Source organism: Oceanobacillus luteolus (assembly GCF_042678205.1).
Lineage (GTDB): Bacteria > Bacillota > Bacilli > Bacillales > Amphibacillaceae > Oceanobacillus > Oceanobacillus luteolus.
In genome coordinates, this window is sequence record NZ_JBHUDE010000158.1 from 1 (window position 1) to 11,806 (window position 11,806).

11 protein-coding genes and 1 pseudogene are annotated in these 11,806 nt (G+C 41.4%); all 12 read right to left on the bottom strand.

What is annotated here, in order from left to right:
* Positions 1–212: 212 nt before the first annotated feature.
* The 12 genes and pseudogenes from ACFSBH_RS17800 to ACFSBH_RS17855 all read right to left on the bottom strand — a co-directional run bounded on the left by ACFSBH_RS17800 (position 213) and on the right by ACFSBH_RS17855 (position 11,742).
* Positions 213–404, bottom strand: coding sequence for a 4-oxalocrotonate tautomerase (locus ACFSBH_RS17800; protein WP_379598917.1), 192 nt, complete (start codon positions 402–404; stop codon positions 213–215).
* A gap of 33 nt (positions 405–437) precedes the next feature.
* A complete protein-coding gene (locus tag ACFSBH_RS17805) occupies positions 438–1,223 on the bottom strand; it encodes a 2-keto-4-pentenoate hydratase (protein ID WP_251515181.1) in 786 nt (261 codons plus the stop codon).
* Positions 1,224–1,243: 20 nt separating this feature from the next.
* Positions 1,244–2,257, bottom strand: a complete 1,014-nt coding sequence (gene dmpG, locus ACFSBH_RS17810; RefSeq protein ID WP_251515177.1) for a 4-hydroxy-2-oxovalerate aldolase — start codon at positions 2,255–2,257, stop codon at positions 1,244–1,246.
* A 19-nt stretch (positions 2,258–2,276) separates the two neighbouring features.
* Positions 2,277–3,161 (bottom strand): acetaldehyde dehydrogenase (acetylating), encoded by an 885-nt coding sequence (locus ACFSBH_RS17815; RefSeq protein WP_379598919.1) that lies wholly within the window; start codon positions 3,159–3,161, stop codon positions 2,277–2,279.
* 14 nt (positions 3,162–3,175) lie between these two features.
* Positions 3,176–3,970 (bottom strand): 2-keto-4-pentenoate hydratase, encoded by a 795-nt coding sequence (locus ACFSBH_RS17820; protein ID WP_251515155.1) that lies wholly within the window; start codon positions 3,968–3,970, stop codon positions 3,176–3,178.
* A gap of 11 nt (positions 3,971–3,981) precedes the next feature.
* Entirely contained in the window at positions 3,982–5,445 is a 1,464-nt protein-coding gene (locus ACFSBH_RS17825) for an aldehyde dehydrogenase (RefSeq protein ID WP_251515152.1), read from the bottom strand.
* 254 nt (positions 5,446–5,699) lie between these two features.
* Positions 5,700–6,833, bottom strand: a complete 1,134-nt coding sequence (locus ACFSBH_RS17830) for a CaiB/BaiF CoA transferase family protein (protein WP_251515148.1) — start codon at positions 6,831–6,833, stop codon at positions 5,700–5,702.
* 20 nt (positions 6,834–6,853) lie between these two features.
* Entirely contained in the window at positions 6,854–8,005 is a 1,152-nt protein-coding gene (locus ACFSBH_RS17835) for a thiolase family protein (RefSeq protein ID WP_251515144.1), read from the bottom strand.
* 58 nt (positions 8,006–8,063) lie between these two features.
* Positions 8,064–8,834, bottom strand: a complete 771-nt coding sequence (locus ACFSBH_RS17840; protein ID WP_251515142.1) for a 3-hydroxyacyl-CoA dehydrogenase — start codon at positions 8,832–8,834, stop codon at positions 8,064–8,066.
* 177 nt (positions 8,835–9,011) lie between these two features.
* A pseudogene (locus ACFSBH_RS17845) lies at positions 9,012–9,146 on the bottom strand (PTS lactose/cellobiose transporter subunit IIA); the annotation flags it as partial.
* Positions 9,147–9,262: 116 nt separating this feature from the next.
* Entirely contained in the window at positions 9,263–10,621 is a 1,359-nt protein-coding gene (locus ACFSBH_RS17850; RefSeq protein WP_251515140.1) for an FAD-binding oxidoreductase, read from the bottom strand.
* Positions 10,622–10,671: 50 nt separating this feature from the next.
* Positions 10,672–11,742 carry a DUF871 domain-containing protein gene (locus ACFSBH_RS17855; protein WP_251515138.1) on the bottom strand — a complete coding sequence of 357 codons (1,071 nt, stop codon included), beginning with the start codon at positions 11,740–11,742 and terminating at the stop codon, positions 10,672–10,674.
* Between the last annotated feature and the right edge of the window lie 64 nt (positions 11,743–11,806).

Below are 11,806 nucleotides of genomic sequence, written 5' to 3' on the forward strand. Positions count from 1 at the left end.
TAGAATAACCTCCCAATCTTATATGTTTATTCTAACAATAAAAAAATAAACTGCGAAGCAAGAGCCGTACGCTCTCTCACTTACACAGTTTATTTTACACTCCCGTATATTCTATAAATAGCTGATCCCACCGAAACAAAAGACCCCTTCCCCACAAGGAAGGAGTCTTATTTGAAATATGTTACATTATCCTATTCTTTTAAACTTAGTCTCTACCTTCCTAATTCTTTAGCACTTACTCCGCCAATTCCCCAATGAGTCTTCGGTACCTCCGTAACGAGCACTCTTACATTTTCTTCAGGTGCATCCAGCGTATCACTAACGGTTTCCGTCACATTTCTTATTAATGCACCTACTTTCTCTGGTGTTCTACCTTCCATCATTTGAATCTGAATAACTGGCAAAGCACGTCACCCCTTTAACATTACGGTAGTAGTTTATTTGACAAAAAATGATACTTCTCCTAACCCACCATACTTGGCACTTACATAATCTCCTCGGGAAAGCTCTACTGCTGCAGTAAGACCACCCGTTAAAATGGGTTCTCCGGCCTTAACCTTTTCTCCCTTTTTGCTCAACATATTTGCAAGTCTTGCTACAGAATTGGCTGGATGCCCCAATACAGCAGCTCCTGCCCCTAATGCCTTGATTTCGCCATTAACAGAGAGCGTAACTCCGATAACATCTAATTCCAATTCTTCTGGACGCCTCAAAGTGGTTCCAAATACAGCACCTGCTGCAGAGGTATTGTCTGCAATGACGTCTGGCAGTGTAAAGTTAAAGTTCTCATAGCGGCTGTCGATGATTTCAATTGCAGGAAATACATATTCTGTTGCCCGCAACACATCTAAAGCAGTAACCCCAGGTCCTTCTAAGTCCCGTTTTAAAATGATCCCAATTTCCGGTTCTACCTTTGGATGAATATAGTCATCTATTAAAACCGTTTCTCCTTCATCAACTACCATGTCATCAAATACATAACCATAAATGGGATCCGTTACGTTCATTTGTTTCATTTTTGCCTCACTTGTAATCCCCATCTTAGGACCAACAATCTTTTTACCTTCTTCTAACTTCTGGCTTACTAGTTCTTCTTGTACGAGATATGCATCTTCAATTGATAAATCTGGATATAACTCATGAGTAATTTTTATGATTTCCCTTTTTTCTCTTTCTGCGTTATGTGTGTAATTGGCAAGCTCTACTATAAGATTCTTATCCATTTTGTTCCTCCTGATTCCAATTAAACAGTTACTTGGTTTTTCTGTGCTAATTCAGCAGCTACATCAACGATCATATCTTCCTGGCCGCCAACTATTTCCCGCTTTCCAAGCTCAATTAATATATCCCTGGAATCAATATTAAATTTCTTGGCAGCCCGTTCAGCATGTAATCTGAAGCTCGAATAAACCCCAGCATAACCGAGCGTCAAGCTATCTTTTGTAATCTCTTGTGTCGTTTGCATAATTGGAGCTACAACCTCCTCCGCAAGATCCATCATCTTATAGAGGTCAATCCCAGTTTCAACCTCCATTTTTTCGAGGACAGCAACAAGTACTTCTGTCTGTGCATTACCGGCACCCGCTCCCAACGCACGGACACTTCCGTCAATTCTTGTTGCACCATGTTCAATTGCAGCAAGAGTATTACCTATTGCCAACCCTAAGTTGTTATGGGCATGATAACCAATATTGACCGTCAATGCATCACGTAATGCTTTAATTTTTTCAGACACTTCATACGGCAGCATCGCACCTGCAGAATCAACTGCATAAACCGTATCTGCACCATAGCTTTCCATAAGCTTCGCCTGCTCCACAAGCTTATCTACTGGAGCCATATGGCTCATCATTAAGAATCCGACCGTTTCCATCCCTAAATTTTTTGCTGTTTCCAAGTGTTGTTTGGCTACATCGGCTTCTGTCACATGGGTAGCAACTCGCACCATTTTTGCACCAATACGATGAGCCTCCTTCAAGTCTTGGATTGTCCCAATACCTGGAAGAAGTAAGACAGCTATTTTGGAAAAGTCAGCTTCTTCCACTGCTGCTTCGATCAATTTTAGCTCATCCGTTTTTGATAATCCGTACTGGATGGTGGAACCGCCAAGCCCGTCCCCATGGGCCACCTCAATATAAGGGACACGTGCGGCGTTTAAACCTTTTGTAATGTTTCTCACTTGTTCAACGGTATATTGATGACTCATCGCGTGGCTTCCATCTCTTAATGCCACTTCCGTTATCTTTAATTGTGTCATGATTGTCCCCCTCCTCTCATCAATTTACAGCTACTTTTGGAAGACTCGTTGCAAGTTCTTCAGCTACCTTCACCGCCGCAGACGTCATAATATCTAGATTACCCGCATACTTCGGTAGATAATGCCCTGCACCTTCCACTTCGATAAAAACGGTAACATGATTTCCATCAAAAATAGGTTCGGTACGTAACTTATAACCTGGTACATACTCTTGCACCTTAGCAACCATTTTTCTAACGGATGCAGTAATTTTCTCCTCAGCCATTGATCCTTCCTCCACAATTGCATATACCGTGTCCCTCATCATGATTGGTGGTTCAGCTGGGTTTAAAATGATAATCGCTTTGCCCCTTTTTGCACCGCCGACTTCTTCAATTCCTTTTGCCGTCGTTTCCGTAAACTCATCAATGTTTGCTCGAGTTCCCGGTCCTGCACTTTTACTGGAAATCGTCGCGACAATCTCCCCATATTCCACTGGTGCAACTTCGTTAATTGCATGGATAATCGGGATGGTTGCCTGGCCACCACAAGTAATCATGTTGATATTACCTGCATCCAAATGTTCCTCTATATTAACTGGTGGGACGACAGATGGTCCGATCGCTGCTGGAGTGAGATCGAGCATTTTCTTACCTAATTTCTTAGCAATTTCTGCATTATGAAGATGTGCCTTAGCGCTCGTTGCATCAAAAATAATATCGACAAGGTCCGGATTGTCCAATAATCCATCCACCCCATTATCAAATACAGTTAGACCGATTTCCTTCGCGTGTTGCATCCCCCTAGATGTAGCATCGATTCCCATCATGGTCGTAAGTTCCAACGTCTCAGATTTCCTTAGTTTTACCATAAGGTCTGAACCAATATTTCCAGACCCGATAATGCCTACCTTTACTTTACTCATGCGAACTTCCCCCCTTATTCTGTAAAATGAACGGTTACTTCGCCAAGTTCAGCGAATTTTGCACGGAAGTAATCGCCCGGCTCTGCATCCACTGCTGCGGATAGTGCACCAGATAAAATGACTTCCCCTGCTTTGAGTCGGATATCATACGTTGCAAGTTTATTGGCAAGCCAAGCTACACATTTCACTGGGTCACCCAATGCAGCAGCTCCGACTCCAGTATTCTGCAGTTCTTCATTTTTATAAAGCGCCATACCGACATGCTTTATATCCACATCGGTAATTTTTTTCGGATTACCTCCAAGTAGATAAAGTCCAGATGAAGCATTATCCGCAACTGTGTCCGCCAACGTGATCTTCCAATCTTTAACACGACTATCCACAATTTCCAATGCTGGGACGATGACATCGGTCGCTTTCAAAACGTCTAACGGCGTAATGTTCGGTCCAGCTAAATCTTCCTTTAAAATAAATGCAATTTCCCCTTCGACTTTTGGCTGAAGCACTTGTTTAAAAGAAATAGTGCCGCCATTTTCAACTTCCATCGCATCCGTGAGATGTCCATAATCCGGTTCGTCAACACCTAATAAATCTTGCATCGCCTTTGAAGTCAGACCAATTTTCTTTCCTGTAATTTTTTCACCGTTTTGTACATTTTCTTCAATGGTGTGGAGCTGAACAAAATACGCTTCGTCAATTGTGAGCTCAGGATCCAGCGTTGTTAACGGCTGGACCCCTTCTCCTTTTTCCCACGCACTACGTAAATGTTTCACATGACTTTCTATTTTGGAAGATTGTATTGTATTCATTTTAGATCCCCCTATAGTTTCAACGTTACGTTCGTTAATTCTGTATAGAAATCAATGCTGTGTGTACCACCTTCACGGCCGATTCCACTATGCTTCATCCCACCGAATGGAGTGCGTAGATCACGTAAGAACCAAGTGTTCACCCAAACCATTCCCGCTTCAATCTGAGCAGAGAATCTAGCAGCACGCTTTACATCTGTTGTCCAAACACTGGCGCTCAAACCGTAATGAGTATCATTCACTTGTTCCAGTACTTCTTCTTCCGTATCAAATGGAAGCACTGTAACGACTGGTCCAAAAATCTCTTCACGTACACAGCGGGAATCTGTCCCTAAGCCGGTTATGATTGTCGGCTCGATATAGAACCCTTTATCTTCAAATAATGTTTTACCGCCAAGCAGGAAGTTTCCACCCTCTTCTTTTGCGATATTGATATAACTGACGACTTTGTTATAATGCTCTTCACTTACCATAGCTCCAACTTTCGTTTCAGGATCGAACGGATCCCCAACTTTCAATTTCTTCGCTGCATCTACGAATCTATCTAAAAACTCATCATAAATTTGACGTTGAACGTAGATTCTTGAGCCACAGAGGCAAACTTCACCTTGGTTGATAAAGCTTGATTTCAATGTTGTCTCAATTACATCATCTAAATCGGCATCAGCAAAAATAATGTTCGGGTTTTTTCCGCCTAGTTCGAAAGATAATTTTTTAAGAGTTGGTGCTGCAGCCTTCATGATAGCTGTACCTGTAGTAGTTTCACCAGTGAATGCAATTGCATCTACATCTTCATGGGATGTGATTGCTGCACCAGTCTCACCAAGTCCATGGACTAAGTTGATGACACCATCTGGAACTCCCGCTTCCTTACATATTTCTACAAGTACAGTCGCTGTCATCGGTGTTACCTCTGATGGTTTCATCACAACAGTATTGCCGCCTGCAAGAGCTGGTGCCAATTTCCAAGTCAGAAGCAATAATGGCAGGTTCCAAGGATTAATGAGGCCAACTACTCCAACTGGTTTACGGACGGAATAGTGGATAGCGATATCATCTTGCTGATAAGATTCATTAGTCGTCGTTGTCATGTAATCGGCAAAAAAATGGAAATTGTTCGCCGCCCGGTCAATATCCACTTTTTTAGCTAGCCAAATTGGCTTCCCGGTATCTAGTGATTCTAAATGTGCTAATTCATCTAGTCTTTCTAATATAAGGTCTCCGATTTTGCGGATAATTTGTGATCGTTTCTTCAGGGGCATGCTTCCCCATTCGCCTTTTAACGCTTTTCGGGCAGCCTTGACCGCTAGATCGACCTCTTCTTTTCCTCCAATCTGTACCGTTCCTAACACTGCTTTTGTTGCCGGATTAATATTTTCAAAGGTTTCACCACTTTTTGACTGCACAAACTCTCCGTTGATATAATGGGAGCAATCGATTGTCTTCACCTTTGAGTTGTGTCTCGTAAGTTGCATGATTAATTCCTCCTTTATTTTTTGAAAACGGATTCATATTAATCATCCGTAATTTACACTAATTGATGAAATCTATTATCTGTTCGTTACGTTCATTCTAGATGCTATTGGTGAAATAAAAAAGCTCCCTGTTCCTCTATGTGGAACAAGAAGCGAATTTCTTTAATAATTTTTATTTATTCACGCTACTGTCGTTAATTTAAACATGACAGATTTGAAGGCCGAAGTATGAATGAAGTTTCCGTACCTCTGGTTTACCTGTTGAACACATCACCTAATGTTTGATCAGAATGTTCCCCTAATCTCGGAGCAACGGTACGGATGCTTCCTGGAGTTTTTGATAGTTTTATAGGAATTCCAATATGTTTTAACTTACCTCCTTGAGGATGTTTCGTCTCGATAATCATTTCCCTAGCTTGAACTTGGGGATCTTCGCTCAGTTCCTCCAAGCTTAATACTGGTGAGACACATGCCTCAACTTGACAAAACAACTGCATCCATTCATCCTGTGTTTTAGTGGAGATGATCTGCTGTATTTCATACATCAGCCGATACTGTTCCGTCCGCGGGGCATTCAATAACGGTATAAATTCCTCTTTTTCAATGACTTTACAAAACTCCCTCCAAAACTTTTCCTCCAGGGCTCCGACAGAAATAAATTTCCCATCTTTTGTTTCGTACACTTCATAACAAGCTTTCCCACCACTTAACATCAGCTCTCCACGGTTCTCCATTTGTCCGGAAGCAAAATAGTTAGGAAGCAACGTTTGCAGCCAGGATATCACACCGTCCATCATCGATATATCAACAAATTGCCCCTTCCCAGATTTCTGCTTTTCCAACAGCGCCAGTAGAATACCTACTGTTGCGGGAAACGCTCCGCCACCTAAATCGGCAATTTGGGCAGCAGGCACTGTCGGTTTACCACCTCTTCCTCCCATGAAATGAAGCAAACCTGCATAGCTGATATAATTGATATCGTGCCCCGGCATGGAAGCATACGGACCTGTCTGGCCATAACCTGTCACTGCACAGTAGACAATTCCAGGGTTCACTTTCTTCAAGGTTTCATAATCAAGGCCTAGCCGCTCCATTACTCCAGGACGGAAAGATTCAATGACAACATCTGCTTTTTCCACTAACTTTAAAAACTGTTCTTTCCCATCACTTTCTTTTAAGTTGAGGGCAACACTCTTCTTATTCCGATTTAAAGAATGAAAGAATGCACCATCACTATATACTTTAGGCTCCCAATTTCTACCGTAATCCCCTATGTTAGGCTCCTCAATCTTGATGACTTCCGCACCAAAATCCGCTAGAATCATTGTACAATATGGCCCTGGTAACAACCGGGTAAGATCCAACACCCGGATTGACTGAAGCGGCATACGTTTCCCTCCTTCTGGTTTTAATCCAATCTCTCTATAATCGTGGCATTTGCCATTCCATGTCCTTCACACATCGTCTGTAATCCATACCGGCCACCAGTACGTTCCAGTTCATTCATCATCGTAAGCATGAGACGTCCCCCACTTGCTCCCAAAGGATGTCCTAATGCAATTGCTCCACCATTCGGATTCAATTTTGCTGGATCGGCACCAGTTTCTTTTAACCAGGCAAGCGGAACAGACGCAAATGCTTCATTCACTTCAAAAATATCAATATCATCAATAGAAAGATTCGCCTTTTTTATAACCTTTTCTGTTGCTGGTATAGGCCCCGTTAACATCAGGGTCGGATCAGAGCCGACTACCGTCCGAGCAATAATCCGGAATCGCGGTTTCAAACCAAGCTCCTCCGCCTTATCTCGTGACATGATTAATAGAGCAGACGCACCATCGCTGATTTGCGAAGAATTTCCAGCAGTAATATTGCCATTTTCTTTAAAAGCAGGTTTTAAAGAAGCAAGCTTTTCTAAACTTGTATTCTCTCTTGGCCCCTCATCATGTTTCATCATCTTTTTACTGCCATCGGGCAACGTTACTTCAACAGGCATGATTTCCTTTTCAAATCTACCTTCGTTTCTTGCCATAATTGCTTTTTTATGACTTTCTAATGAAAATTCATCCATCTCTTCCCGGCTTATATTCCATTTATCAGCGACAAGCTCAGCTGATAATCCTTGATTGATTATTTTATATTTTGATGATAGTGCTTCACTTAATTTAGTTCCTTTCATGTTCGACATCATAGGAACCCGCGACATACTCTCAATGCCACCAGCAACTACTACATCCATATCTCCACTTATAATTGCCTGCGCTGCAAAATGAACAGCTTGTTGACTGGAACCACATTGCCTATCAATCGTTGTTCCTGGAACGTGGATCGGGTAACCAGCAATCAGTGCTGCTTGTCTTGCAATATCAAAGGCTTGTTCTGACACTTGGGTAACACATCCAAGTATGACATCTTCAATAAGTTCCGCCGGAATCCCCGTGCGATTGATTATCTCCGCCAACGGTTTTGCAGCTAATTCTTCAGCTCGGATTCCACTTAAAGTCCCTTGGAATTTTCCAGTCGGTGTTCGGACTCCATCAACTATTACCGCTTCACGCATCTTTTTCCCCTCCTAGTAAACTGACATATTCCAGACGTCCAAATAAATAGGTTGTTTTTTACTTAGGTTGCATCCTGATTGCCCCGTCCAGCCGTATAACTTCCCCATTCAGCATTGGGTTTTCGATGATGCTTTTTACAAGTTGTCCATATTCACTCGGTTTACCCAACCGCTTTGGAAACGGTGTCATTTGTCCCAACGACTGTATCGCTTTCTCGGGGAGGGAAGTAAATAAAGGAGTCTCAAATAAACCCGGTGCAATCGTCATCACACGTATGCCTAATGAAGCAAGATCTCGTGCAATCGGTAATGTCATTCCTACAATGCCGCCTTTCGAAGCACTGTATGCGGCCTGCCCCATCTGTCCATCAAATGCAGCCACGGATGCAGTGTTGATAATGACACCCCGTTCACCATCCAATGTGGGTTCATTAATACTCATCTGTTCTGCAGCAAGCCGAATGACATTAAATGTACCGATTAAGTTTACCTCGATGACTTTAGAGAAATCCTCCAAATTGTGGACTCCTTTCCTGCCTAGCGTTTTAGCGGCAAGTCCGATTCCTGCACAATTGACTACTGTGTTTATGTAACCAAAATGACTTACAGCTTGGTTTAATGCATGTTGCACAATTTCTTCATCAGTCACATCGGTTTTAAAGAATAGAGTATTGTCTTTACCTAGATCCTTTACGACTGTTTCAGCCCGTTCCTCTTGTAAATCTAAGATAACTCCCTTTCCGCCATTTTCAATAACTTTCCTTATCGTCGCTTCTCCCAAACCGGAGGCCCCACCGGTGACAACTGCAACCACATCTTTTACATTCATTCTTACTCGCTCCCTTCTTTATCTTCCACATTACTTAATTGATTAATTAGTTTAAATATTTTATATTTTAACATTACCAGCAAATAATCTTAAACGCAAATACTATTCGCACATATAAAACAGCCAACTAAAAAAGGTCATTTAAGGAATCTGTCCTTAAATGACCTCTCAGTTAATCTACTTATTTTCAAGTTTTTCAATACGGATTTCTAATTTTTCTTGATGTCGATATTGTTCAACCATCCGCTTAATAAGCTGCAATTCAGCTTGGGCGGTCATGACATGGTCCTGTGCATGAATCAGATGATAGGAAACTTCCTATCATACTATTATTATAGCAAATCCGGCTGGAACATACAGGAACCTTCCCTTTTCTCGATAATAAAAAGCCAATCAGATAAACACCGATCGGCTCACAAACTTCTTTATTAAAATAATTTACCAGGATTAAAGATACATTTTGGATCAAGCGCATTCTTTATTTTTCTCATCACTTCCAACTCAACCGGGTCACTCATCGTATTAAAGTAAGCTTTCTTCATGATGCCAATCCCGTGTTCAGCTGAAGGAAGCCCACCAAGTTCGGCGACTTTCCTATACAAATCATCCAGTAGAGCTTTTCGTCTAGTCTGCCAAGTCGAGTCGTCCAATTCTTCTTTCATTAAAACAGTATGAACATTTCCATCTCCTGCATGGCCAAAGTTGATTACTTTAATCCCATGTTTTTCCTGTAACTCTTTGGTGTAATTAATCATCTCGGCAAATTTATTGATCGGTACAACTTCATCCAGCATTTCATACTCTGTAAACTGCATTAATGCGACCAATATATTGTCTCGAAGCATCCAAGCTCTATCCTCTTCTTCTCCTTTTAATGGGATGATTTCAAGTGCTTCATCTGATAAAAGTTGTACAACGGTATTTACTTTTCGATTTATCGTGTCCTCTTCATTACTATCGATTGTCATCAGCAGATAAGCTTCGCCTTTTTGGCTCTGTAAAGAAAGGTTTGTAAACTTCTCACTGTAGGAGATTGTATCCCTTTCAAATAGCTCCAAAGCTGTCGGTTCAATACCATTTTTGAGAATGGTTAAAACGCCATTTGTCGCATCCGTCAGTGTAGAGAAAGCAAGTAAGATAGATTGTTTATGTTTCGGGAGCGGCAATACCTTCAATTTGATTTTCGTCGTTATCCCTAATGTGCCCTCTGAACCAATAAAGAGATTTTTCAAATCATAGCCGGAACTGTTCTTGATATTTAAGCTGCCAAGGGTCACATGTTTTCCATCCGGCAGAACCACTTCCATTTCTCTCACATAATCTCTCGTTGTGCCGTATTTTACTGCACGCATTCCACCAGCATTCGTGGCGATATTACCGCCGATGCTTGAGTGTTTCGAACCTGGGTCTGGTGGATAAAAATAACCCTTTTCTTCCACAAAAGCTTGAATATCCTTTAATAATACACCAGGTTCCACCGTCAATGTCATCGTCTCTTCGTCCAAACCGATGATGCGATTCATATGTTTCACATCAATAATCAGTTCTCCCCCATGGATGGGAACTTGGGAGCCGGCTACTCCTGTACCTGCTCCTCGAGCAATGATAGGTCTCGCTTCTTTATCTGCATACGTTACTAAAGATATCACTTCTTCTGTTGTTTTCGGAAGTGCAACAGCGAAAGCTTCAGCAACATTTTTATACGAATAATCCATTTTGTATTCTTCAGGTATGTCATCTTTTAGAAAAAGTCGGTCTCTATCAGTAATGATATCTTGTAATTCCACTGGAAATCCTCCTTCAATAATGCTGTCACTTATTCTATAACAATATGAAGCTAAGAAAGCCACTTCAGTTTGAACTTTTGATTCGCTTTAATCCATTGAAGTATAGGGAAATCCTCAGGTACTACCCTCCCAAGGACATTTACTCTTTCGTCAGCTGGCAGATCGGTTAATGTAATTTGAATTTCCCCTTGATATCTCCTGTACCTCTCATTATCTATCGTCACTGTTCCGGCAGGTCTCTCCACTGTATGTTTCGGTTGAACGATTACATTTCCATACTGCGCATAACTTCTTGATTCAACAGCCCGAATAACATCCCTTGCAGGATCTGCACGATTAGTAAAAGATTCTGATGCAGTTTTCACTAAATTTTCATCTGCCTCTGCAGATGGAGTTCCTCGTAGAATGAATTGCTTATTCTTGTACGCTTGGAATTGCTCCAGACTCTCCTCGCTCATCCCGATATCTCCAACTACAATTTTATCCACTTCAGCCACTAACAAATCTAGATAAGCGGCAAACGGAGAATAGGTGCGATGCTTTTCTAATGTCGGCAGTTTTTCATAAAGCGGACCTCTTAATTGATCATCACCGGGGATAAAAGCCATTACGGTAATTCCTGTCTCTTTCAATTCATTATTTTTTTGGATAAAATCACTTGACCCAAGTCCTGTCTCCGGACGCGGGTAATAATTATGCCACGCTTCTACATTTTTCATATGCAGACCTTTTGCTTTTAAACGTATTAATTCATCTGAAGTAATTGTACTTGCATTTAATGCAATCCGCATCTTATGTGATAGATCAATAATTATCTCTTCATCTATTCCATAATCGATTCTTAACCCAGAGAGTCCCCAATCCAATAATTGATCTGCTGTTTTCCAATCTAAACCAAGTGAATCCAATGAATGAGGTGAAATATCAGCCATGAGCTCCATATCCAGTTCTACTGCAACTTTCCCTAGTGCTTGAAGTTGTTCTCCATACATTGTCTGGTCATCTTCTGGGATATGGAGTGATGTGAAGATACACTGAAATCCATGTTCCCTCATTTTCCTAATATAAGGTACTTGTTCTTTAATTGGTTCATTTCCAAGATAAATTGAAATTCCTAGCACTTTTATTCCTCCAAGCTTTTAAATGGAGAAAAGGAGGTTCTCTAGTAAACCTCCCAATCTTCCT